Source organism: bacterium (genome assembly GCA_021372535.1).
Lineage (GTDB): Bacteria > Latescibacterota > Latescibacteria > Latescibacterales > Latescibacteraceae > JAFGMP01.
In genome coordinates this window covers 1-26,611 of the sequence record JAJFUH010000219.1, presented here as the reverse complement: position 1 = coordinate 26,611, position 26,611 = coordinate 1, and the positions used below count along the sequence as shown (strand labels likewise).

Below are 26,611 nucleotides of genomic sequence, written 5' to 3'. Positions count from 1 at the left end.
TTAAATAAGAACCTGATTTTCAGTAAAAAGCGACCAATTTTTTTTATAAATCGTATCAGAACCTTAAGTAAATATCTAACGATACGCTTTAATATTTTTATATTGCTAAAGTTTTCTTCAATGGAATCAGAAAAATGGATGAGAATACTTCCTCTGCCTAACATTTTTAGCATAATAAATGTTCGTAGGGAAATATGAGATAGTTTCTTTTCTGTCGAATAATAGGTAATACTGTCATACCTGAATATATGGTTCAAAAAGTTCTTTCGTGTAATTTCAATTTTATGACTATCACACATGAATATATAGTTGTTTGGATTATGAATTATCGTTAGGTTTTTGATAGCCATGCATTAATACCTTATTAAGTGGAATTGTTAAGAGGGCTGTGAAAAAGTATATTTTTCACGAGCCCCGGGACGAAATGTGTTGTTTTGTTGCTGTCAAGGGTATGTAAATCAGCACTTCGTGCCGACCCTTGACAGCTTATATCCACGTAAATGGCGTTTATCACAACACTTATAAAGTGATACCTGAAATAAATGTGTGCTTTTCAATATATCTACGGTAAGCATTTTATAAAAGGTCAATTTTTCCTGTTGCAGCGATGAATGTTTTATGACGATATATTTTATGAACATCCTGTATCAATTGATCATAGCATGTGGGCTTATCGGGTTCAACAAGTGAATTCATGTGAAAAAATCAGTGTGATATTATCCTGAAATTACGTATTATACTAAGCACTGAAGATGGTTTTAAAGTATGTAATATCAGAATAATCAGTGGAGTATTGAATTTTTCCAATTAATATTTGCATAATAACACAATTAAACTGTTAATCCGGCGAATAAATAACGATACTTATATTGGAATCGATGCCGAAACATGTTTGGCATGACGCTATCCGATATCACTGTTTAACCACCGGAAAGATAATAATCATAATCATGCCCAAATTCAATATAAACAACATGGGGAAACCTATATACAGTATTCTGGAGAATCGTCACCTCCTTCTCCAGACTACATTCAATGATATTCGAGGTCGTTTTGCCGGTTCGATAATGGGTCTTCTGTGGATAGTGTTATACCCGCTTCTTCTGCTCGGTTCTTATGCTTTTATCTACATAGTGATTTTTAATATAAGATTTGCGATATTCAATTCCTATGAGTATGTTGCCCTGATTTTCTGCGGTCTCATCCCCTACATTGGTTTTTCCGAAGCGCTCGGTATGGGTGTATCCTCTGTTGTTGCCAACAGGAACCTGATAAAAAACACCTTGTTTCCCATCGAACTCATTCCGGTTAAAGCAGTTCTTGTCAGCCAGTCCACTCAGTTTCCCGGAATGGGTTTGCTTCTTATAGCACTTATTATCCTCAATAAACTGGGAATATGGGGGTTTCTGCTGCCGGTCATCTGGTTTTCTCAGATTCTTTTCTCAATAGGATTGATATGGATACTGAGCAGCCTGAATGTATATTTCAGGGATTTACAGAGTATTGTTCCTGTCTTTTCCATTATGCTCCTGTTTGTCACACCCATAGCATATACTCCCGATATGATACCCGCAGCAATGAAGCCCTTCCTGCTGTTAAACCCTTTGTATTATTACGTTACAGCCTATCAGGATGCGCTCATGCTTAACCGTTTTCCCCGTGAGGGGACACTGTTTATTGCCTTCGGCATAGGTATTGTCATGTTTATGGTTGGGTATTACTTTTTTTCAAAAATGAAAGTGATTTTTGTCGATAATGTCTGAAACAGCTGTCAAAGCTTATAATCTGGGCAAGATGTACAAATTGTTCAGAAGTCCGGGCGATAAAATCCTCGATGCTTTTGGCGTTCTGGAATGGGCGTTCTGGAAAAAGTATAAATTCCGGGAATTCTGGGCTTTGCAGGATGTTAATTTTGAATTGAAAAAGGGAAGCCGGCTCGGAATTATCGGCCCGAATGGCGCCGGTAAAAGCACGCTGCTCAAAGTCATTTCCGGAAATATTCCTCCCAGTGTGGGGACTGTCGAAGTAAACGGCAACATCCAGGCGCTGATGGAGCTCGGGACAGGATTCCACCCGGAATTCACCGGATATGAGAATATTCGCGCTTCGCTTGCGTACCAGGGTTTCACCCTCAATGAAATAAAAAAAGCGGAACAGGAGATAGCGGATTTTACTGAAATCGGGCAATTTTTATCACAGCCTTTCAAAACCTATTCGGACGGCATGAAGGCACGTCTCGCTTTTGCCACTGCGACGGTAATCAAGCCTGAAATATTGATTATCGATGAAGTTCTGGGCGCCGGTGACGCGTACTTTTTACGAAAATCGAGCCAGCGCATGCTTAAGATGGCTGAAAGCGGCGCAACCATTTTGCTCGTATCGCATGCGCTTGAACAGATCATGAGGTTCTGTGAAGAGACTATCTGGCTGGATCGGGGCCGAATTGTCATGTTTGGGGCGAGCATTGAGGTAGTCAAAGCATATGAACAGTATGTCCGCATGCTGTCTGACCGTCGGATAAAAGCACGGAATTACAAGAGGATGTCATCCCGATACGGCAGCGATACATATGATATTTTTGGCGATTATATTTTTGTGGTCTTCAAACTTGAGGGACAGTATCAGGCATGCTGTGATATTTCGGAAATAAGGCTGCTGAAAAACGGGGAAATCGAAGAACGGCTCATGGTTGGCAGTTCGCAGGACAACAATCCGTTTCATTCTTCTTTTGTGATGATCGAAGAAGGTGATTGGTCAAGTCCGCAAAAAAAGGAAAAAGTTACCTGGAGGAGCCTTAATATTCCAAAGAAGCAAGGTATGGTGACGGGGAAAGCAGCGTTCCTGTTTCACGCGCTCTTCGATAATACCAAATATGATTTAGAAATAGATTATCGCTGCGAAAATGCCTGCACGTTGTCTGTAGAAATATGGAAAAACGGGTATACCCTCATTCATAAGGAAGATGTGCTGAACGAAACGCAGGGATGGGCAAAGAGCTGTATAGAGCTCAAAAACCTCGTTTCGGGAGCAGCAGGCGCCGATTCGGAGAATATTCCCCAGACACACATGAATCTCAATGAAAAAACCATTTCTGTGAGGCGTTGGCCAAGCGAGGGTTCACTGGCTATTGAACAAGTCTCAACAGTCAACGGTGAAAACAAGGAACAGACTGTTTTTGAGGTTGGCGAGCCCATCATAGTCAAGATATTGATAAAGGCACATAAAACCGGGCTGTTCCCTTTATTACCGGCTGTTTCAATTTATCGGCTTGACGGTATTCTTGTCACACACTACCTTGAACAACGACCAATCTGTTCGGTACAACTCGAGAAGGACCAGAAAAGGATTATCCTTCTCGATATGGGTTCTCCGAAATTTGGGAATGGGTATTATGTGTTTTCTGTCGGACTATTCGGCGAGGCTGTTGAGGAATCACAACGTTATGACCTTATTGACAAGAGTTTCGAATTTGAGATTACCGGGAACGATCCGATATTTGCAGGAACAATATTCCACATCCCCGGTATCTGGAATGTAGAAATCCCCGGGAATAGCAATGAATAGTATGATATTCTATAATTTTAATAATCCATGCGAGCATTTCCTTCAGCAAAAACCGGATTTACTCAGTATGACGCGGAAAGGTAACGCCATACATGAATTGTGATATTCTGAATGCCCTGTCTGACAATATTCTGGCGGGTATAATCGAAGCGTGTGAAAATTATACAGTCGATGATCCTGCCGGAACACAGAATCAGCACTATATCAAACTCCCGTTTACCACAATGGAACAGAAGGACTGGGCTATTGCTGTTTCATTATGGCTCGAGCACGGAGCGCCATTGATCAAATCACTGGCCGACCGCCCCTGTCCTTCCTGTGGAAGCAGTATCAATCGTTTCCTGTTCTTCAGTTATGACGGATATCCTTTTTCCGAATGCGGGAAGTGCGGCTGCTGGTTCGTACCCAAAACGATTACTGCCTCTCTGTTTGAGCAATTTTTCGTAAGCTGTCCGAAAGCCAGAGTACTTGCCGGATTAATGGTTGAAAAACGTACGTTTCAGACCAATATCCATGACGATGTTAACAGAATCGGAGAATATCTTGGGGAGCTTCGCCCTTTTATCGAAACAGTATCTCAGAACTTTTCCTATCTTGATGTTGGGTGCGGACTTGGTCATTCCCTTATTGCAGCACAGGAACACGGATTTCTTCCCGAGGGTGTTGAGATTGATCAAACTGCTGTAAATCTTGCGCAGAAGAAAGGCTTGCTGATTTGTCATCCCGAAGCCTTCAACCAGTCGAAACCCTATGGACTGATAAGCTTCTGGGAAACGATGGAGCATATGAATGCTCCGGCGGAAGAATTGAAAAGGTATGTTCAGTATCTTGACGATCACGGGATTATAGCCCTGACAGTTCCCAATCTGGATTCTCCCATTGTGCGTCTTCTCCGCGGTGATTGCAGTTATGTTTTTGGCGGTTATAACACCTCTGGTCATATAAATCTGTTCAATGTAAATAACATGACGGAATTGCTCGGCAGAACCGGATTGAGTCTTTTATGCGCCGATGTCCAGTTCACCGATAATCCCTTTGAACTTTTTTCCTATTTGTCCGGTTTACACCATGGCGCCCGGGATTACTTGCTCAATCAGGGGGACAATACGACATTTACCAAAACAACAGAGGATATTCTCAACCTTCTGTGGCCATCGATCTCACTGGTATATCGTTTAAGCCTGAAACTGCCCATACTGAAAATTGTTGCCTGTAAAAAGGGTAAGGAGCATGTTTTTAAGGAAATATCAAATCATTATCGCGGAAAAATCCTTGAGGATATCATCATAAAGGCACAAGCGATTAAAGGCAAGAACGATATTCTGACAATGAATGATACATTGCAGAGTTATTACAGTGATATCAACATGTTAAACAATGAACTTACCAATGCAAACAATGAGCTCACGAATGCAAAAAGGAAACTGAGCTATCCTTTAGTAAAATTAGCATGTTATGTAAGTAAAAAGCTGGTTTCATTAAAGAATGGAATAACTCGGAGAACATGAACGGTTTATGAACCGGTTCCGCATGCTGATCTTCTCTGTTCCAACAAATATAACAATACTTTATGATGCCGTATATCTCGGTACAAAACAAAAAATGACAATTATATCCAGATGAATTATACAAATACATCAGATGATACTGCAAATGGGACCGTACAAAAACGGTCATTATTGAATATCGTTCTGGGTATATTTTTCAGCAGTTTTTTTCTATATTTATCGTTAAGAAAACTGAATTGGCACAGTTTCGTAACCTCTCTGCAGCAGACCAATCCTCTTTTTTTGATACTCGGTTCACTGTGTATTATCGGAGCCTATTTCCTTTTTGCCGTACGGTGGCGGGTACTTTTGGGCAGATCATCCGGCCTTTCCGTTAACGATGCATATGATTTTATCATGATCACCAATTGTGCAAACCTGATATTGCCTTCACGGCTGGGTGATCTGGCCAGGGCATTAATGACAGGCCGTTATGTAAAAATCAGTGTAAGTTACGTGTTAGGAAGCATTATACTCGAACGTATCTTCGATACCTTGACTTTACTTATTTTCGCATTGTCTCTGTCATTTGTGATCAATTTCCCAGCTCTTATCCAAACGGGTGTTGTCGTGCTGACAACGGGTTTGTCTGTGGCCGTTGTGGTTGTTGTTTTTTTGAATTATAACGAGGTATTTTTTACTCATTCTGTGCGTCGTCTTCTTAGCTTTTTTCCCCTGTCGATTTCACAATTCATACTCAATCAGTTGCAGTTTTTTACAAAAGGACTGAAAATTATTTCGAGCATCAGACAATTCATGGCGGTTCTGTTGTTAGGATTATTGGCATGGGCAGTATTTGGAATAGGTACCTTATGCAACGTAATTGCGTTTCGTTTCCAGGTTCCATGGTATGCCGGATTTTTTGTTTTGCTCACAACATCTCTTGGCAGTCTCATACCATCTTCTCCGGGATCAATTGGCATATATCACTATCTGGCCATATTGTCTTTATCAGTTTGGCTTCCTGATAAAAGCATGGCTATGGGATATGCGGTTGTAACTCACGCAATGTTTATTATAACATTCCTGATTGCAGGTATCTGGAGTCTGGGAAGAAAAAAATTGTCATTTCAATCAATAACTCAGTTGCGATCAATCCCCCGGGAAATGGTATTAAAAGAAGATAATACAAACGTACATGAATGAATAAGGCTGACAATGAATACCGAAAAACATCCCTCGTTCTTTGATTATTGACTTGTTTTTTTTTTCAACTATATTTAAACAATCATGTCTTTAAAAAAAGTTGTTTATTCTAATTCTTATTTCATAGAAAATATCTCACGTACGATTGACCCATGAACATTTTAAAAGTATTAATAACTGGTGCAGGAGGTTTTATCGGCTCGCACCTTGTCGAATACTGTGTCGATTCCGGTATTCAGGTAAAAGCGTTTGTGAGATATAACTCGAAGAATTACTGGGGCTGGCTGGAAAATTCCCGGTATCTGAAGGATATCGAGGTTATTACCGGTGATATCCGTGATTTCGATTCAGTATCCAAAGCTGTCAAAGGGGTTGACAGTGTCTTTCATCTCGCGGCTCTCATCGGAATACCGTATTCGTACGAATCCCCAGCGGCTTATATAAAAACAAATATCGAAGGAACAAATAACATCCTCCAGGCATCGCTCATGCATGCGGTTGGAAATGTTGTTGTTACCTCTACAAGCGAGGTATATGGTACAGCGCAGTATGTGCCGATCGATGAAAAACATCCGCTTTCGGCTCAATCGCCTTATGCTGCTACGAAAATTGCGGCGGATCAGCTTGCCTTAAGTTTTTACCGTTCATTTCAATTACCGGTAAAAATTGCACGGCCTTTCAATACTTTCGGGCCACGGCAGTCTGCCCGGGCTGTCATTCCCACTGTGATAAGTCAAATTTTAAACGGGATGGATGAGATAAAACTGGGTAATATCGATCCGACACGGGATTTTACATATGTGAAGGATACGGTGCGGGGATTTCTGGCTATTGCCGGGTGTGATACCTTTCTGGGCGAGGTCGTGAATATTGGCATGAACAAGGAAATTTCCGTTGGAAATCTTGTAGAGAAAATAGCACAGGTGATGAACAGGAACATTACAGTTTCCATGGCTGAAAACCGTATGAGACCATCAGCCAGCGAAGTTGAGCGGCTTATGTGCGATAATTCGAAAATCCTTGCATCCACTCCATGGAAACCTGAGTACAGTCTCGAAAACGGACTCAGAGAGACCGTGGCATGGCTGAAAGATAATATATCGCATTATAAACATACCCTGTATAACATATAAGTGAAAAAACACAGCGATGAAAGCAGTCATTTTAGCAGGCGGTCTCGGAACCCGTCTAAAACCGTTTACGGAAATAATACCGAAGCCGCTTTTGCCTATCGGAGAGAGCTCAGTACTCGAGATCCAGATACGAAACCTGAGCGCCTCCGGTTTCAACGATGTTTTTATCGCGACAAATTACATGTCCGAATACATCAAGGCTTACCTCGGCAATGGCAGTAAGTATGGTGTTACGCTGACTTTCAGCACCGAAACCCAGCCAATGGGGACCTGCGGTCCCCTGACATTGCTGAAAGAGCATCTGCAGGAACCGTTTCTGCTCATGAACGGCGACATCCTTACCAACCTCAATTTCAACAGAGCGTATAAAGCCAGCAAAAAAATAGATGCAAGCCTGGTTGTCGTAACGAAAGAAATTCTCCTGCCTTTCAATTTCGGCAAAGTCATCTGTAAAGATAATTTTATCGTCGAAGTTCAGGAAAAACCCAATTTCAAACACGAAATACTCTCCGGGATTTATTTCATGCATCCGGATATCTTTCGGTTTATTCCCGAAGATACGTATTACGGCATCGATTCGCTTATCATGGACATGCTCCGTAAGGGGGAAAAAATCGGCAGATATCTGATGAAGGAATACTGGCTCGATATCGGACAATTCACTGATTATCAGGATGCGCAGGAAGCATATAAAAAACATTTCGGACAGCAGCAGCACCTGTAAGAAGAGGCGCATGAAATCCAATGTTCTTATATTAGGCGGAGCCGGTTTCATCGGCAGTAACATAGCCGAATGGTATGTCAATGCCGGCTGGAATGTTACCGTTGTAGACGGTCTGCTCGAACAGACAGGCGGTCGGATCGAAAATATTTGGAATATCCTTCACGATATACATTTTATTCAGTCACGTATTGAAGCTTATGAACCATTACATGATCTTGTACATAACAATGCCCTCATTATCGACTGCATGGCATGGACAGCGCACAACAGTGCGCTTGAAAATCCCCTTTACGATATCGAACTGAATATTCTGTCCCATCTGCCGCTGCTTGATGCAGTAAAAGACAAATCCGGCATAAAGATCGTATTTCTGGGCTCACGGGGTCAATATGGGAGTCCTCGGGTCGAAACCATTACCGAGGATACACCGATGGTGCCCGAAGATATTCAGGGAATCGACAAGGTCGCGGCGGAATCGTATTTCCGCATATATTCCAAACTGTACAACATTCCCGTCATGAGCCTGCGAATCGGCAATTGTTATGGTGAAAATCAACCGGTCAACGGTCCGGATATCGGCCTCGTGGGAACATTCATACGGTCGATACTAGATGGGAAAACGATCGATATATACGATACCGCGCGAAAAAGGCCGGTCATATATGTAAAAGACCTTGCGGAAATCGTATTCAGACTGGGCGCCGTTCCATTGCAGGGTTTCCATGCCCTGAACGTATGCTGCTGGAATATTCCGATCGAAGACATCATGAAAACCATAACAGAAACAGTCGGTTATGGCACGTACCGTAAAGTGGATATGCCGATCCATGTTCGGAAGACAGACATCGGGTACGCCGATTTCGATTGTTCGGTACTCAAGGGAATGTTGGGAGAAATACCGGTTACTCCTCTCGGGGATTCTTTCAGAAGCACGGTGGATTATTTCATATCACAGACTGTTTCAGGTTGACCATATATACGGATTTTCCACCATAATCCGGGAGTTTTCATCAACACCTGCCGGCACCAAAAATAGCATGATCTCCACAAAAGGAACAGACAAACATGATCTGGAGATGTGATCTCGTCCCTCAATACGAGGCATATAAAGAAGAAATACAGGGCGCAATCACGCGGGTTCTTTCTTCGGGACGGTATACATTGGCCTCCGAGGTTGCGGCTTTCGAGCGCGAATTCGCATCATATATCGGTACCGGGTATGCGGTGGGTGTCAACAGCGGCACCGATGCGCTGATTCTGGCGCTCGAGATGTGCGATATTCATGAAGGCGACGAAGTCATTACGACACCGTTTACCGCTATTCCCACCTATTCGGCCATCCGCCGTGCAGGCGCAGTGCCGGTTTTTGTCGACATCAACCCTGACACCTTTCTGATCGATGTTCACCGGGTACCCGATGCGATTACGAAACGGACGAAGGCAGTCGTTCCCGTTCATCTGTTCGGGAATGCCGTGGATATCAAGCTGCTCAGAGACCTTATCGGAAATGATATTTTCATTGTCGAGGATTGTGCACAGGCTCATGGCGCGGAGGTGAGAGGCAAAAAGACGGGGTCGCTCGGGGATTTTGGAGCTTTCAGCTTTTACCCCACGAAGAATCTGGGTGGTTATGGTGACGGGGGATTGATCACGGTTAACGATAAGGAAACTGCCGACATGCTGAAGAAAAAGCGCATGTACGGGATGATCAACAAAGACGAGTTCGAATTCGACGGTATAAACAGCCGTCTCGACGAGCTGCAGGCCTCGATACTCAGGGTCAAGCTGAAATACCTCGATGCCATGAACGAACGGCGCATTGAACTTGCGTCGCTTTATGAACGTCAGCTGCCCGGGGAATTCATCCGCCCGCAATGTGCTTCCGAAGGAGTGCGACCGGTGTATCATGTATACAGCGCCCGCTGTTCATCGGGACGTGATGAGCTTCTCGCACATCTTGAAAGCCGTGAAATCCAGTGTAACGTATATTATCCCAAACCTCTGTACCACCAGAAGGCCTATCAGGGTATGTTTGACAGGACCTATAACCTGGCGCATGCAGAGGAAACGGCGCGAAGCATCATTGCGCTTCCGTTTTATTCTGAAATGTCACCCGCAACGATAGAACTCGTTGCACAAACCATCAAAGAATTCTATGGTGCGGCATGATTGATCCGGATGTTATTCTGGGAAACAATGTCAGGATTTTCGATCCCGGCCTGGTGAATATTTTCGGATGCGAAATCGGGGACAACACCTTTGTCGGGCCCTTCGTCGAAATCACGAGAAATGTGAAGATCGGGAAGAGTTGCATCATCGAAAGCCATTCTTTCATCTGTGATTCCGTGACTGTCGAGGATGCCGTTTTTATCGGCCATGGCGTCATGTTCACCAACGATATCTATCCCCGCACCGACCGTCATGTCGAATACAAAAAAACGCTCGTTAAGCAGGGGGCGAGCATAGGCTCCAACGCAACGATAGTACCCGGGGTGACCATCGGGCGTCATGCTATCGTCGGAGCGGGTGCGGTAGTGACAGACGATGTCCAGGACTTTTCCATTGTCGCCGGCAATCCCGCAAAGACCATCCGTACGTTTGCCGGCCTTGCGGAACTGAAGGCTTATATCGAAACCCGCCAGACAACGAAAAACAATCGATGACACCATATTCCATCACCGTTGTGACGCCCGTTTATAACGAAGAAACGCTGCTGGAGGAATCCATTGCCCTGATCGATACATTTCTTTCACGGCATTTCACCGATTACGAGATACTCATTATCGAAAGCGGAAGCACCGATCGGTCCGGGGAAATCTGCGACAGGCTTTCGGGCCGTTATGACAGGATAACGGTGATACATGAAGGCAGCCGGAATGGATTCGGGTCTGCGCTGAAATTGGGATTCAATAATGCGGCGAAAGATATTGTATGCGTGATAACTGCCGACATGCCATTTCCTTTAGATACGATCGTTCGCGCGCTTCCGCTTCTGGAACAGAATGACTGTGTGTTGAGTTACCGATCGAAAGACAATCGCAGGAGTTACTTCAGAAAAATTCAATCGTTTGTATTCAATGCATTGATAAAATTAATATTTCGTTTAAGAATGAAACATAGCAGTTCAGCTTTTAAGATATTCAGAAGAACAACCTTACAAAAAATGACTTTTATTTCAAACGGTTGGTTTGTTGATATTGAAATTCTCTATTGGATAACAGAAAACAAAGTAAAGTATATAGAAATACCTGTCGAACTAATAGAAAGACAATCAGGAGAATCAACGATTACACTCTTTACTCCTTTTTTAATTATAAAAGAAATGTTTAAGTTTTATAAAAATAAAATATTATTTCATAACCATTGAAAAAATCAAAAAGGGAGTATCAATTCATGAATATTCTTGGTTTTAATTATCTAGGTCACGATGCATCCGCATCATTACTGTGCAATGGAAAACTTGTTGCAGCCATAGAGGAAGAACGTTTTACACGAAATAAAAAACATTATGGGGGATTTCCTTTTCGATCAATATCGTTTTGCCTTAAAAAGGCAGGTATCGACGCAAATCAAATTAATATTTTTAGTTTTTATATAAAACCCGAAGATTTGATGAATTACACGGCATGGAAATTTGTGTTATCGCCATGGTACTCAATAAGAAACAAAATTCTTTTTGCCTCAAGAGCATTACTCTACTACAATGCTCTAACAATGCGTTCCCGTTTGAAAAAGCATTTTCCATATTTAAAAAAGGGAATAAATCTTTCTTTTGTAAGACATCACGATGCACATATGGCTTCAGCATTCTTTGTATCACCTTTCACCGAGGCAGATATTATTTCAATTGATGGAATCGGAGAGTGGGAAACAACGGTTATAGGCCAAGGGAAAGATAATATGATAACCCGTATACAATCTCACTGTTTCCCTGATTCTATTGGCTATTTATACAGTGCGATTACGCGTTTTTTAGGGTTTCGTGTCAATAATGATGAATATAAAGTAATGGGTTTGGCAAGCTATGGTGATCCGGAAAAATACAAGAAATTATTTGAAAAAATTGTATACTTTAAGGAACATGGAATATATAGAATTAATCCCCAATATATAGCACTTTCACATAAATGGGGAAACATATCAAAGCACTTTATTCATGAAAGTGGCCTTTTACCAAGAAAACCTGAGAGTGATATTAGTCAGGATCATAAAGATATTGCTGCAAGTCTTCAAAGTATTACTGAAAAAGTGGGAATTCATATTGCACAAGATTTACAAAAAAGAACAAAATCAAAAAAACTTTGTCTTTCAGGTGGAGTGGCATTGAACTGTGTTATGAATGCTAAAATTTTAGAAAACACCTCTTATGATGATATTTATATTCAACCAGCTTCCTATGATGCCTCATGTTCGTTGGGTTGTGCTTTATGGATTAACCATATTAATTATAAACAGCCTCGTAATTATGAAATGAATCATGTCTATTATGGTTACGAAGCCGATGATCAGGAAATTTTATCAACTCTAAAGAAGTATGAAAATATAACATTCAGAAAGTGTGAGAATATAGCCAGAGATACAGCTGCCGAGATGGCCAAACAACGTATTATCGGTTGGTATCAAGGGAAAATGGAATGGGGACCGAGAGCTTTAGGTAATCGTTCAATTTTAGCGGATCCACGTCAAAGAAAAATGATGGATATTATTAATGACCGGATCAAGCACAGGGAAGATTTCAGACCGTTTGCCCCTTCATGTAAAATAGAGAATTATCGGGAATATTTCAATTTCCCAGTCCCGTCGCCTTTCATGCTTCTCATCTGTAACGTCAAAGAAGAAAAGCGATCGGTGATCCCAGCCGTTACCCATGTTGATGGTACTGCACGATTTCATACGGTTGAAAAAAAACATAATCCACTTTACTGGGAACTGATACATGAATTCGAAAAGCTGACGGGGGTCCCCGTGGTACTTAACACTTCGTTCAATGTGCGAGGGGAGACCATAGTCATGACACCCGAGGATGCTATCAATTGTTTTTTAGGGACAGGTATTGATGCGCTCGCAATCGGTAATTATTTTGTTGAAAAAAATAACCTATGATTTGGTAAACATAATTTAAGCATTGCTATAATGGAACACCAACACCTGTCATTCATCACTCTTGTCAACCACATGTTCTTTTAAATGAAAAAGTATTTAAAATATAATATGCTTCACAGATAAATTAGCAGATTATAATTATACTATAATTAAAAGGTTATATATGGCGACAGATAAAATCAGTCCAAATGCAGAATATATGTATGATAGTTACCGTTTTGGTAAATTCAGCTACAGAGATAAAAGAGTAAAATACTATCATTTGCTTACCGAACTGATTGAGAAAAGTAATAAATCAAAATGTATATATGATATTGGGTGCGGAGCGGGTTTCTGGTTTGATATTTATCTGAAGTATGGATTTTCTAAAAATGCTATCCATGGCCTTGATTTAGCCCCAGGCAATGTTGAACAGTTACAAAATAAAGGTTATGACGTCAGGTATGGAACCGTTCTTGATTTGGATTATGATAATGATATATCCGACATTACTATTTGCAATGGCGTAATACATCATACAAATAACAGTTTTCAGGCTTTTAAAGAGCTAGTGAGAATAACCAAACCAGGAGGGGATATATATGTCAGTGTTTATAATGTCTGGCATCCGTTTTTCTATATCGTATATAAAGCTACATACCCGATAAGATATATCTATTGGAACTGGACAAAAAAAATTGTAAATGTGTTTTTCCCCTTTTTTTATTTTCTATATAAACTCCTTTCATATTTCGCTATTGGTGAATCATTGGATAAGAAAACCGCAAAAACAATTTTCATGGATCAGGTGATTACTCCCAAAGCGGAATTATTTTCCATTAAAAAAATGGAACGTTATGCATCTGAATGTAATGTTAAAATATTAAAAACAAAGTATATCATGTATTATCTGATGATTTCGTTTATTATTAAAAAAGAATCATCCGATTAAATTAAACTTGAGTGATCAAAGGTTATTTGATTTTTACCAAAATTTTTTTAAAATTACTCCGCTATATTAAATAAAATAAATCATGTATTTTCAACAATTTAACATCTTGAGATATCATGGAAAAAACGATTAAAAATGCACTTGAAATGTACAATACTTATCGATTCGGTATCCATAGTGTTGGTAAAAAAGTACGTTTAGATTTTATTGCGCTCTTAAAAGACTTCTTTAATCATGTAGATAAGGACGATAATTTATTCGATATAGGCTGTGGACGGGGGTTTTGGTTTGATATATATAAAGAATATGGTATGAGAATTGAAAAGATATATGGTCTTGACCTTTCTCCAGAAAATGCAAAGGAATTGAATAAAAAAGGATACAATGTAATATGCGGAAATATTCTTGAAATTGCTTTTAATGATAATACTGCTGACAATACAGTATGTAATGGTGTTATTATGATTACTCCGGATCCCTTTAAGGCTTTCCAAGAACTTATAAGGATAACGAAACCGGGCGGATATATTTTACTTGGTGTTTATAATAAATATAATCCGTTCCACTGGATATATAAATTTCTTTATCCCATTAGATATTTTTACTGGAATATAAGTAAAAAGATAGAACTTATAATATATCCACCCATAAATCTATTATTTCAAATTTTAACGTTAATTAGCACAGGTAGAATTATGGATAAAAGGACATCGAAGATTATTTTCATGGATACAATAATGACTCCGCAATGTAAATTATTTTCAAAAAAAGAAATCCGTAATTATGCTCGAAAATGCAACGCACAAATAATTATGGAAGGATATAATAAGTATAAGCTCATGATTTATTCAATCATCAAGATCAACAAATAATATTGATAGAGGATTTGAGAAGTGCTACATATTTCTAAAAGAAATCTCAATGTATACTTTACTCTACTATTTGTTGAAGGAATATTTGTATCATACCATCTTATTGATATTTTGAGACATCTGTCTCCGAGTGATGAGAAATATCCGGCAGTATATGTGGGAATGACAGGTTGTGCACTTGCAGCAACAATACTATGTGGCGTCGTTCTACGCTACAGTCAAATATCAAAAAGAACGGTGCTGGAAAAACTGTTTAACCGTGTCAGTGTTGTGATTGCATCAGTATTGATCAGTGGATTGTTCACAATAACGGCATTATGGATAATCCACTCGGGTTTGATCGGTCTGACAATTCAGAATTTTTTCAAACCATTTCTTTACTGGAGCCTGCTTTTCGAACTGCAAACAATCATCATCATATTGATCCATTACAACTACAAAATCAGGGCTAACCTTTCGCATTGGACGAACATCATTGTTATTCATTCACGGCGGACGAACATAAAGACCACTCTCTCGCATTGGACGAATAACAGGTATTTCCGTATCATAAGCCCCTTTACCGGTATACCGATTCTGTTAATAGCGAATTATTTATTGCGCCGTTATTTAGAACATTCAGAACTATACATGTATAATTATATGAATTACTTCTACAAAAACGAGTTCGCTCAGGTTCTTGCCACCTATCAATGGTGGAAATATTTTTTACCGTTTAAAGAGCTCACAGGTTCATGGACAACAACCACGTTGATTTTAACCCATTTTCTTACTTTTATACTATCCACGGAAACAATCTGGTTTATCTATAACGCGCTGGTGATCATAGCCTCATTCTTTGTTTCCTGGTGGGTGTTCCGGTCGCGTGTATTCAGCTATACTCTGGCTATCTGCATGGGGTTCGGTACGCAGTTATATTTATCGTATCTGGTGACCGGAACGATGACATTATATTTACTCCTGATTTATTATATGTTTCTTCTCTTTTCGGGATATAAAGTTCTCCTGAGTGAAAAACACCGGATACTATGGAAATTTTTATTTTTGCTGAGTCTTTTAATAACCGCTCTGGCCTATGAGGGATGGCTTGATTTTCTTGTTTTCATCTGTATAGTCTCCGTTTTTCTTTTTGTCATTTTCGCGCAGTCAGGTCAGAGCTGGCGAATACCGAGAGTGATATTTATTTTTGTCTCTTCGACCATAACCGGTATTCTTTATGTATTGATCAAAACCCGGTATTACCAATACGGCCAAGCCCCCGGATCGGAGCCCGATGTCGTTTTCAATTACCCCTATCTGATGCTCGCCACCGAAGATGTGATTTCAAACGTGTTTTTTTATCTCTATCTCTCGCTCACCAATTTCCTGCCGCCTTTTATGCTGTCATCCAATTCACTCTATCATTTCGGGGCGGAAAAGCTGATCGAGCTCCAGCATGGATATCATGCTCCTTTTACATACCTTGTTCCCATGCATCACCTGTTCATATGGCGGTATTATGCCGGTGCGTTTTTTGTCGTCTTTTATTATCTCCTGTTCAAAGTCATCCGGAAATCCTTTAAAACGTTATCACCCCATTACATCATCATCACCGTGTTCATGCTCATGATCGCCGTTCTCAGCCCGACACACATTTTCATAAAATTCCGCCCGATGAACAGCGTACCGTATCTTTCATACAAGGTCCTGGTGGGCATCCTGGGTTCGGCGCTGCTCATATCGTACCTCATGATGACCGCCCGTTCCCGGTTCAGGAATACATACAATTATATTGGTTTCGTTGTGTGCTGCTGGGGATTCATTCTCTACAGCGCCCTCATTCGCCCCGCATTTTTAAGCCATCTGGCAATTATAAGCGGTGTTTCGATAAACCCGATGCCTGATCCATGGAAGTCCCTGATCCATATTCTTTCCAATCTGACGAATTTCTTTTAATCGAAAGAATTCCCCGGGCTTGCTGCGGGGAATAAAAGCCCCCTTCCGTCACCTCGTGACATCTTCCCGGTACTGGGGGGCAGGAAATTATGTCTTGTCCTGAAATAAGTTTACATGAGGGTACAAGGAGTCAAAGATGACAGAGAGAATGGAAGGGCGGTTTATGTTACGCAGGATTGATTACGGTAACGAGCAATCCTCCATATTCCTCTTCGAGTTTATGAAAAAACCGGTTTGCCGTGCCGCTGTTATGCAGGAGCGGAATGCAGTAAAACATATAAAATCTCTTATGAACATAATAACCGTGGGGTAATCTGTCGATATAATTATTGATTTCATTGACAGAAAACGGCATTTGAAAACCATACAGCTTTTTGAAAATTTTCCTGCTCACCAGAAACCGGTTATACAGGGAATCCGATGGATGGATTATAACAGCACATTCATTCGCGAGCTCGAGATGTTTTTGGACAACCCTGAATCTGTCTTCGTTTTCAAAGTGTTCAATCACCCCCGAAGAAAAAACAATATCATGTTTATCGCCATGATAATTCAAAATATCATCTTCAACCAGCGTTGCCCGATCATCATTGTTAAATAACTCTCGTGCGACAGACAACGCTTTTTGGGATGAATCCACGCATGTAACGCTTTTTGCACCGTTCTGTAAACACAAAAAACTTAATCTCCCGAGCCCGCATCCCAATTCAAGTATTGTTTTATCGGTAAAATCACACAATTCATTCATCTTCGAAAATATATACTTCGTCATATAATCAAAAGAAGCATAACGGACATGCTTCCACATCTTATTATCCCAATCATACCCGTTGTGATTGTCCATTATTTTCAGCCTTATATTTTTTTTGACCTTAATATCCACAATTCCCGCATAATGGCACGGTTCTGCTGGGCAAGAAGACCAATGCCAAAAATGAGAAATCCGAAAAGTCCGAGAAAAAATGACGTTATCAACCAGTATATTGATGGTTGAGGGGTAAACAAATTATACAGGGCCAGAATAAACGTTATAAGCGATAAAAACCCGAGAAACAGACTCACCGGAAAGATATACCGGAAAGGGGCAACAGCGATACTGAAAAGCAGATGCGTGCGTATGAGCTTATTGATCCTCGATGAGGAAGTGCGTTTTTTTGCGGGATCTTTCCTGAGTTTCTGCACTTTCCACTCGAGTGTGGCGGGTACCTCGTAAATTTTATAATTAAGCGCAATTGCCTTGTTGACGATCTCCAGATGCATCTCTTTTTCATCTTCTTCCAGAGGCAAGGCAAGGAATTTTTCACGGCGGTAACCCCGCGTCATGCCCGTATTCATTGTTACGTTTTTACTCAATGCCATGCGAATCAGCAAATTACCGTATTTGCTCAAAAAAACACGTTTCAGGGGAACATTTTTATAACCCCCCGGGGACAGATGCGGCGATGCAATGACTATATCCGCGTCCGGCTTCTCTTTGAATTTTTCCACGATGTCATATACAATGTCATCGCCCCAGGAAGAATCGATCTCCGTGGTGACAATAATGTCCCCGCGAGACTGTGCTACTCCTGTTCTGATTGCATAACCACGACCCCGGTTCGACGGATAACTGATCACTTTCAGGTTCCCGTGTTCCTTTTCAAGGGCACGGGCTGTTTCCAGGGAATTATCCTCGGAACCATCATCGACAATGATCAGCTCCCATTCTTCCTGCAGTTTTACAAGGTTACTCAGCATGAGAAGAACCGAGTTTTCGAGAATCGAATCTTCATTGTAGAATGGACAGACAATCGAGATCATAGTCTCTATCCTCTATATTTCATAATATTTATGTGCATTTATGGTTTTCCCGAATTATGAATTTTCCCGCCTAAAACATTTTTTATCAGATTCAATCCCATACGGGTTTTCTTTCGGAATTCTCCGAACGACGAACACTTTACTATCTCCCGGATGATTACTTTCGGCCTCAAATAAAATTTTCTGGTGGCATAATGACTCAATCGCACCATTTCTTCTTTTCGTAAATGCTGTTCATAGAGATAGGGCATCACAAAGTCAGGAACCGGGTGAAGGGCATATTCACGCCAGAAATCTTCGGGTATAATACCTCCGGATAATCCCTCATTATACATCTCGGTGCCGGGATACGGGATGCAGACATTGAATTCCGCGTAATCACTGTCGAGCGCAACGGCAAAATCAATGGTCTCCATGACCTCCTTTTCCGTCTCGTCGGGCAGTCCGATCATGAAGTATGTCAGTACTTTAAATCCTGTTTTTTTCGCAAGGGCAACGGATTTTCCGGCCTGTTCGAGCGAAATGTTTTTCTTGATCTTCTCGAGAACCTGAGGATTGCCGGTTTCGATACCCAGATGAATACGGACACATCCCGCCTGTTTCATCAGGTGCAGCGTTTCCTCATCGATATTCGAAACTCTGTCACGGATAGCCCAGTTAAGTTTTATTCCCTTTTCGATAATCCCCCGGCAGATATCGACAAGTCTCTTTTGTGACCATGTGAATGTGTCATCGTAAATTTCAAGTTCACGAATCCCCATGTTTTCTATTAATGCCATTTCGTTTACAACGCTTTCGGCGCTCCGGCTCAAAGTCTTCTGAAAATTCAGCTTACAGTACACGCAGCGATAGGGGCATCCCCGGCTGGTGATCATTGTTGTTATCATAGACTCTTTCGCCAGAACGGAAGTGTAATCATCCAGAGGGAGAAGAGTCCTGGCCGGGAAAGGCAAACTGTCAATGTCTTTTTCAATATAATATGAAAATTTTTGCGGAGGCGCATTTCTTTTAAGGTAGATTCCCTCATCCAGAAGTTTTTCGCCATGCTCCAGATTATTGAGCAGGTTGAGCATCGGCTTTTCTCCATCGCCCAGAACGATAGAATCAACATATTCATTTTCCAGCGTTTCACGGGGATAGATACCGACATGGGGTCCGCCAAGAGTGATATGTACTTGGGGGAAATTCTCCTTGATTATCTTTATCAGCCGGTATACCGGATACCAGAAATCGGTCCAGCATGTAATCCCCACGACATCGGGTGAAAAGGCCCGGATTTTATCTATCAGTTTATCATCATCGAGGGGTTGTGCCATCAGATCATGTACAAGAACTTCATGGCTGGAATTTTCGAGTACATAACTCGCAATATATAAAAGACCGAGCGGTGGCTTGTTTCCGATACCTCCGCCCTTGGTTTGCACAAACAGGGATTGTACGCCCTGTTCCGAAGAAGGGAACAGTAATAATAACCTCATATTTTTATCTTTTCATCATCCTCAAAGAGGTATGTATCATTGCCGATTTCTTTCACTTATAAAACGGGTTGAGGAATCCGGCTGTCAATAAAGGTCCGAAACCAGAGCTCGACAATACTTATAGAATAGAGCTGATTTGCCCTGGCATAATCGTAGAGTGTGTCCATTCCGGACTGCTGGTTTTTCATGAACAGGTTTTTGACAAAATCGGTTCTGACGATAGTGCGCTGAATGGTTTTTTTGTCAAAGAGAAGGTCTTTCATGAATGTATGGAGCGGTTCTTTCCTGTACCATCGCGTAAAAGGTGTCGGGAAACCGCGCTTGGGAAGTTTGAAAAGAACTTCCGGCAGCTCTGTTTTCATACTCTGTTTTGTCAGGGCTTTCAGGGTGTTGTTTCTGAGTTTTATATGAAGGGGAATCCTGAGTGCAAGTTCTACCATCTCGTTATCGCACAACGGCGTTCTTGCTTCAATTGAATGAGCCATCCCGACCTTATCCTCCTGGATGAAGAGTGTCGGCAGATAGGTTTTCAGATATAATACCAATAACTCTTCACCGGGCAGGTACCCTTTGCCGTCCACATATGAGGCAAGAACATCAAAAGGTTCGAAATCTTTATTACGGGCAAGAAAATCCGGGGAGAAAAAAGAGGTGCGTTTTCTCCGCGGAGTCATGATGAACAAACCATGTCCGATTTCCGAATACAATAACGGGAAAAACAAAAAATACAGTACCCTCGTCCATTCATCCTTCCTGATACCTGATAAAACCCGCAGGAGTTTTAAAGGATTTTTTTTAAACGTTTCCTTGATCAAGGCTACTTTGTTGACCTGGTATCCGGCAAACAATTCATCGCCCCCATGACCCGTTAAAACAACCTTGACCGACTGTGATACCAGTTTTGACACCATATATTGAGGAAACGCCCCTGTTCCCAGGGTGGGTTCGTCCAGATGATAAATAACCTTACCTATATTGGCCAGATAATCCTCTGCCTTGATTTCAACTTCATGAGGAACAGCCGATATACTCTTTGCAACAGCCCTTGAGCCGACTCTTTCATCGTAGTAGCTGCTGTCGTTGAAAGCGCCTGTAAAGGTATGAAGCGGCCTGTCAAGGTATCTGGATGCAAGTGTTGCCACAGCGGAAGAATCAAAACCGCCGCTCAGGTATGCTCCCACCGGAACATCGGCTATCATATGACGTTTGACGGATTGCCTGAGTGTTTCGCCGTATTCTTCGAGGCACTCCTCAAAAGATCGAGCATTATCTCTCGTAAAGGATACATCCCAATAGATACCTGTTTTTATTCCATGAGGATTCCAGGAAAGCCATGTTCCCGGCAAGAGTTTCCAGATATTTTTAAAAAAAGTCTGCTCACCAAGTATATTTTGAAAAGTCAGGAATTCATAAACTGCTCTCATGTTGGCTTCTCTTTGTGATACCGCGGGCAGAATGGCTTTAATTTCCGACGCAAAAATCAATACACCGTCTTTCGTATAATAATAGAGGGGTTTTATTCCCAGACGGTCTCTCGCGAGAAGAAGGGTTTTTTCCCGTGAATCCCACAGGGCAAAAGCAAACATGCCGTTCAATTCGGTCAATCCCTCGACACCGTTTTCAATCACCCATACAAGGAGCACTTCGGTGTCTGACTGCGTAACAAAGACATGCCCCTTTTTTTCAAGGCGCTGCCGTAACTCCCGATAATTGTAGATTTCACCGTTATAAATTATGACATACCGTTTATCGCGTGAAAACATTGGTTGATGCCCGCCGGCAAGGTCGATAATGGAGAGTCTTTTATGGGCGAAAGAAATAAGTTTATCCTGATAATAACCCTCATCATCGGGACCGCGGTGATCGAGGTATCCCGCCATCTCTTCGATTTTTTTCTCATCCTGACAGATACCGGCATATCCGCATATACCACACATATGAACCTCTTACATAACTCTCTGCTATAACAGAATGTTATATGGCCAGCAACAAATCATTTTTTTCTCATTGTTTCAAAGATTTCTGAACATTTAATTGTCATCTTTATTAACATTTATTTGCATGAATGACAATTAATAATCCATAATGTTTATGGAGCCAGCGGTGCACAATTTTGGGAATTTTAAAAGGGAAAGCTCTGGCTGGAAAATAGAAGTGTTGGATTTCCGTTATTTCAAAAAGCCCATCTACCATCGTTTTCATTTCCTTTATGGTAAATGATTGTCCGATTGGATTGTTTTCTCCGTCATAGCGCCTGACAATTTCATCAGGTTCTACTGTGTTCAACATAGTTTCACGCCCTCTTCCACGGAGATTGATAATTCTTCTTAAAATCAATAAAATTATTTTAAGCAGGAAAGGATGGCGTAACAGAAAGAATTTATGATAAACGGAGAAGCAAGCAGTACCGTGAGGCTTTAATACCCTGTGAAACTCGACAATGGCTTTTTTAGTATCGGGGACGTAATGTATAACTCCCTGGCAGTTGATGTGGTCGAAAGACTCGTCCGGATATGAGAGTTGTTCGGCATTACCCACTTTTATATTCGGTTTACACGTGATATTAAATAATTCCAGACTCTTAAGAGTCAATTCCACTGCCTTGGATGTCAAATCACAAGCCGACACATTTACAAAACCTTTCTTTAAAAAATACCTGACCCAGAAACCGGGTCCACAGCCAACATCCAGAATCTTGCTTTCTTTTTGTAAGCCTTTGGTATAGATAGATTCAGGTTCATGGCCTGCATAACAATCATTTATATAAACATCTTCCCATTCAATAAACCATTCCTTGCTACCAATTTCATTTTTACCTTCCCCTTGGAAAAGAGGATTCTCTTCCCAGAAATGACGGACGTTTTCAATATCTTTTGAGCACATTTTTTTTATCCTCATGTAATTTGTGAAAAAAAATTCAACAAAAGAACAACTTTTTATAAACCACTCATGCGTAATGTATAATAGTTTTTGATGTTATATACAAGCGTATTGTTAGAAAACAAGGTATTTTCTCTGAAAAATCACAATTATCAAGTCCGAGAAATAATAGACAATTAAATATGGATTCTTAAATTTTGTTCCCATATATTATGATTTACGATCATCATACGGCTAATTTATATTCTTCATTAATACTATGATAAACGATGGATTTTCGATGTCTTATGTAAAAAGTCAACTTTCCAGAATATTTTTCCTAATGGGATTAGTTTTGAGATAAAGAAATAAAGTACCTCACTGCCGGAAATATATCAGAATCTCCTGATGTATTGCTCGTGTAAGCCGTTCTATTATTCCTGTTTTTTAGGCTATCTATCTCATAGCCAGTACTTCACTTTCAGATGTGACGTCTCCACCAATGAAATCAGCCGTAACTTTCTTTCCGGAATTGCTTGCAAACTGAAGCGAAAGTTGTTTATTTTCTTCCATGGCAGTGCCTCTTTGTTTTTAGGGGTTGGTTTTGAGGATATTTGTGTAGAACTACAATATAATACAGACATTTAATTAATGCACTGTCTTTTTATTCAAAAGAATTCCTCGAGTTCTACTCCGGGGTAGTTTATTTATTTTGGTTAAAAATATTATTGACATATCTGCCATATTTTTATAAGAGGTACGGTATATGAAAACTGTTTTTAAAAGTATACTCATCATTCTCTGCATTATTCTCGCAGCCATTCATATACATCAGTTTTTCGGATATACACGAAATGCCCCATATGTTACAATAGATGATACTATTGCGAATGTTTCTTTTGCCCTTGTTACTCATGGCCGTTATGGAGAGCTCACTACACCAATAATGGCGCCTGTTTACACTATCAGAACGTGGGGGTTTTACAATTACGGTCCCTTTTATTTTTATATAGGTGCTTTTCTGTGCTGGCTGTTTGGCAATTCAATTACTATAATGAGATTTCTCCATCCCCTCGGACTTATATCAATTGTCGGTATGTCTTTTTGGGTCTTCAGGAAATCCTCGATTGCCGCCGGTGGTATTCTTGCCGTTGTTCTTTCGGTAATTTTTACCCTACGTCACTGGCCCATGGTAAGACCTGATATCATGATTTCCGTTTTTTGTGGTTTGACATTTCTTTTCAGCTACTATGGTTTTACCGTCAATTCATGGAAAGCATGGATGGGAGCCGCTTTTTCAACAATTGGAGCGTTTACAACACACCAGATTTCATTTGGGTTGATACCAGCTCTTGGATTAGTGTTTGGTATATGGGTTTTTAATACCATAAAAACAGAAGGATGGACCGAACGGTCAAAAAAGATCGTATTCACGTGTTTTTCAGGTCTGATATTGGGCGGAATAATCAGTACTCTTGTGTATTTCATTGCTATTGAATTCAGAATCAAGGATCTTTTAAGCTTTTTCTCTGCATATAGTTCTTTCGTCCAAAAAGAGATGTCGTATGGGGAAATCCTGGAAAGCCATATTATATGGACGTGGGGAGGACTGAATTCTTATTTTTATTCTGTCATGCTTATTTACCTTGTTTCGACCATACTGGTCATACTATCCTTCCGGATGGGGAACGAGAAAAGAACCTCTATTCTGGCGCTTGTCCTGCCACCGACGGCTTTTGGACTGAGTTACCTTTTCAGCTTGGGTTTCTACAGTAACTTTCATCTCGGATATACTATTTTATCCCATACACTTGCGGCCTGGACTTTCGCCTCACTATTCGCCGCAGCCGGAGCGCTTGGATCAATTTATTACCCCCAAAAATGGTATTTTGTAGAAATTGCAGCGATTATCATCGTTTCACTACTCGTTCTGAACCGCATTCAAAATGTCATGGCAAAACCATCATCATGGGCATTAAAAGCACAGGAGTGGGTTGCCTTTGACGACTATGCGGATCAAACCCTCAGACTGCTGCCTGACGGCGCCACAGCATGGGGTGAGATGGTTTTTGGTCTGGACTCCGGCAAGCGGGTCAATGTTGTTGAATTTCATAATGCCACCACCATGACTCAAGGTATAGATCGGGAAAAATTAAAGGAATTGGTGCCAGACTTTCTGCTCATAGGAACCAGCCTTCTAAAAGATATCTTGATTTTTGAAGTAAGAAATGCCCCTCCGCTCATGCAGAATTTTCTATTTATTTTTCCCGAAGAGCGATATTCACTGGTTGGTTTAGTACATGCGCCTCCCTATGGGACAACACGAATTTATCAGCATAAAAGCTCCGAAACCGAAACACCATCCACACCTTTTGTTGCAGTAAATCATGGATACAGCTCCCAGTGGTCCTATCAACTGAGTGATCCGCTGCCGGTAGATTTCAAGCCGTGCGATCCCGTAACCATGACTATCTCATATGGCGGACAGATTCTCACAAAAACATGTGACCGTTCTGTCAAAACAGAGCTGCCGGAAGGAACGTATCTGATCCGTGCCCGGGTAGAGAACAGGCACACACTGTATACGGGTATATTGATAGGCACTTCAACTTCGGATTATAAAAACGAGGTCACTGACATGGGTGTCGGTATTTGGCCCGGACTTTATTTCCCCTATGAATCCGAAGTATTCATGATTGCAGAACATATGGGGGGTGAATTTTATGTCAGTCAGATAGATCGAAATCCCGAGGCAACATTCACGATAGAAACCATAATACCTGTTGTCTCTTTACAAAAAGAATATGATACCCTGTCGATTCCGCCATTTTCTCAATGGCTGCTCAGCACACGGAGTGAAGAAGCTCAAATACTCGCTGCCACCGATTCTGTTTTAACCGTCAGCGGCGATGAATCACAGTGGGGATATCAGATAAAAAGCCCTCCCATACAAATCCCGCAAAAAAGCTTTTTAAAGCTTGTTATTCCGATAAAAGTCGACCAGGGACAGATAAGAGTAGGGATACTCGACCAGAACGAATCATGGCTGATTTATCCCCAGATACATAATAATCCATTTTATATTAACACCGGAAACAATAATCATATTACCATCGTTGTGCAGAATTATCAGATACAAGAACCCTTTGTCTCATCAAAATTTACCGTTTTCAAGCCACAATTGTTAACGGTTATTGACAGGGAAAACCTGTATGTCGATGACCTGATTTCCGAATATTTGAAATTACGGAATAAATAGCTTTTACCTGTAATGGTACTGAATCGACCCAGCCGCTTTTCTCGCTTAACAAGGAGGATGTCAACGGCAAGGGGAATACCATACAGCTGTCGATATCATGAATTCCTCATGCAGATGTGCCTCATGCTTATCAGCAGAACATCATTATTCAATATATTTTGTTGTTTTACAGGAGGATAAATATGAACACCACCAAAGATATCGAATATTTCAGACAACTGAATTACGATACTATCATCAGAAAATCCGGGGAACAATAT

At 41.0% G+C, this 26,611-nt stretch carries 20 protein-coding genes and 1 pseudogene; 15 read left to right on the top strand and 6 right to left on the bottom strand.

Annotation, left to right across the window (positions count from 1 at the left end; all coding sequences use genetic code 11):
• Positions 1 to 878: 878 nt before the first annotated feature.
• The 14 genes from LLG96_18985 to LLG96_18920 all read left to right on the top strand — a co-directional run bounded on the left by LLG96_18985 (position 879) and on the right by LLG96_18920 (position 16,955).
• The gene (locus LLG96_18985; protein MCE5252291.1) at positions 879 to 1,763 is read left to right on the top strand and encodes an ABC transporter permease; all 885 of its coding nucleotides are present in this window, start codon (positions 879 to 881) and stop codon (positions 1,761 to 1,763) included.
• A 40-nt stretch (positions 1,764 to 1,803) separates the two neighbouring features.
• Complete coding sequence (locus LLG96_18980; GenBank protein MCE5252290.1) at positions 1,804 to 3,564, top strand: ABC transporter ATP-binding protein; 1,761 nt, start codon at positions 1,804 to 1,806, stop codon at positions 3,562 to 3,564.
• A gap of 92 nt (positions 3,565 to 3,656) precedes the next feature.
• Positions 3,657 to 5,072, top strand: a complete 1,416-nt coding sequence (locus tag LLG96_18975) for a class I SAM-dependent methyltransferase (GenBank protein ID MCE5252289.1) — start codon at positions 3,657 to 3,659, stop codon at positions 5,070 to 5,072.
• A gap of 111 nt (positions 5,073 to 5,183) precedes the next feature.
• Positions 5,184 to 6,257, top strand: a complete 1,074-nt coding sequence (locus LLG96_18970; GenBank protein ID MCE5252288.1) for a flippase-like domain-containing protein — start codon at positions 5,184 to 5,186, stop codon at positions 6,255 to 6,257.
• 152 nt (positions 6,258 to 6,409) lie between these two features.
• The gene (locus tag LLG96_18965; protein ID MCE5252287.1) at positions 6,410 to 7,390 is read left to right on the top strand and encodes an NAD-dependent 4,6-dehydratase LegB; all 981 of its coding nucleotides are present in this window, start codon (positions 6,410 to 6,412) and stop codon (positions 7,388 to 7,390) included.
• Positions 7,391 to 7,406: 16 nt separating this feature from the next.
• Positions 7,407 to 8,114, top strand: coding sequence for an NTP transferase domain-containing protein (locus tag LLG96_18960; protein ID MCE5252286.1), 708 nt, complete (start codon positions 7,407 to 7,409; stop codon positions 8,112 to 8,114).
• Positions 8,115 to 8,124: 10 nt separating this feature from the next.
• Positions 8,125 to 9,084 (top strand): NAD(P)-dependent oxidoreductase, encoded by a 960-nt coding sequence (locus LLG96_18955; GenBank protein MCE5252285.1) that lies wholly within the window; start codon positions 8,125 to 8,127, stop codon positions 9,082 to 9,084.
• 95 nt (positions 9,085 to 9,179) lie between these two features.
• Entirely contained in the window at positions 9,180 to 10,283 is a 1,104-nt protein-coding gene (locus tag LLG96_18950; protein ID MCE5252284.1) for a DegT/DnrJ/EryC1/StrS family aminotransferase, read from the top strand.
• Positions 10,280 to 10,777, top strand: a complete 498-nt coding sequence (locus LLG96_18945) for an N-acetyltransferase (protein ID MCE5252283.1) — start codon at positions 10,280 to 10,282, stop codon at positions 10,775 to 10,777. Before LLG96_18950 ends, LLG96_18945 begins: the two co-directional genes overlap by 4 nt.
• A complete protein-coding gene (locus LLG96_18940) occupies positions 10,774 to 11,481 on the top strand; it encodes a glycosyltransferase family 2 protein (GenBank protein ID MCE5252282.1) in 708 nt (235 codons plus the stop codon). Before LLG96_18945 ends, LLG96_18940 begins: the two co-directional genes overlap by 4 nt.
• Before the next feature lie 26 nt (positions 11,482 to 11,507).
• Entirely contained in the window at positions 11,508 to 13,217 is a 1,710-nt protein-coding gene (locus LLG96_18935; protein MCE5252281.1) for a carbamoyl transferase, read from the top strand.
• Positions 13,218 to 13,380: 163 nt separating this feature from the next.
• Positions 13,381 to 14,148 (top strand): class I SAM-dependent methyltransferase, encoded by a 768-nt coding sequence (locus tag LLG96_18930; GenBank protein ID MCE5252280.1) that lies wholly within the window; start codon positions 13,381 to 13,383, stop codon positions 14,146 to 14,148.
• A gap of 116 nt (positions 14,149 to 14,264) precedes the next feature.
• Positions 14,265 to 15,020 carry a class I SAM-dependent methyltransferase gene (locus LLG96_18925; GenBank protein MCE5252279.1) on the top strand — a complete coding sequence of 252 codons (756 nt, stop codon included), beginning with the start codon at positions 14,265 to 14,267 and terminating at the stop codon, positions 15,018 to 15,020.
• A 630-nt stretch (positions 15,021 to 15,650) separates the two neighbouring features.
• Positions 15,651 to 16,955 carry a hypothetical protein gene (locus LLG96_18920; protein ID MCE5252278.1) on the top strand — a complete coding sequence of 435 codons (1,305 nt, stop codon included), beginning with the start codon at positions 15,651 to 15,653 and terminating at the stop codon, positions 16,953 to 16,955.
• Positions 16,956 to 17,412: 457 nt separating this feature from the next.
• Here the strand turns inward: LLG96_18920 and LLG96_18915 are convergent.
• The 6 genes and pseudogenes from LLG96_18915 to LLG96_18890 form a co-directional block, all read right to left on the bottom strand.
• Positions 17,413 to 17,727, bottom strand: a pseudogene (locus LLG96_18915) (class I SAM-dependent methyltransferase).
• Between the two features lie 83 nt (positions 17,728 to 17,810).
• Complete coding sequence (locus LLG96_18910) at positions 17,811 to 18,755, bottom strand: glycosyltransferase family 2 protein (protein ID MCE5252277.1); 945 nt, start codon at positions 18,753 to 18,755, stop codon at positions 17,811 to 17,813.
• Between the two features lie 38 nt (positions 18,756 to 18,793).
• A complete protein-coding gene (locus tag LLG96_18905; protein MCE5252276.1) occupies positions 18,794 to 20,233 on the bottom strand; it encodes a B12-binding domain-containing radical SAM protein in 1,440 nt (479 codons plus the stop codon).
• Between the two features lie 56 nt (positions 20,234 to 20,289).
• A complete protein-coding gene (asnB, locus tag LLG96_18900; GenBank protein MCE5252275.1) occupies positions 20,290 to 22,170 on the bottom strand; it encodes an asparagine synthase (glutamine-hydrolyzing) in 1,881 nt (626 codons plus the stop codon).
• Between the two features lie 109 nt (positions 22,171 to 22,279).
• Positions 22,280 to 23,116, bottom strand: coding sequence for a class I SAM-dependent methyltransferase (locus tag LLG96_18895; GenBank protein MCE5252274.1), 837 nt, complete (start codon positions 23,114 to 23,116; stop codon positions 22,280 to 22,282).
• A 432-nt stretch (positions 23,117 to 23,548) separates the two neighbouring features.
• Positions 23,549 to 23,665 (bottom strand): transposase, encoded by a 117-nt coding sequence (locus LLG96_18890; GenBank protein MCE5252273.1) that lies wholly within the window; start codon positions 23,663 to 23,665, stop codon positions 23,549 to 23,551.
• A gap of 193 nt (positions 23,666 to 23,858) precedes the next feature.
• On the opposite strand from LLG96_18890, the gene LLG96_18885 reads away from it, so the two are divergent.
• On the top strand, positions 23,859 to 26,351 hold the full coding sequence (locus LLG96_18885; GenBank protein MCE5252272.1) for a hypothetical protein: 2,493 nt from the start codon (positions 23,859 to 23,861) through the stop codon (positions 26,349 to 26,351).
• Positions 26,352 to 26,611 lie beyond the last annotated feature (260 nt).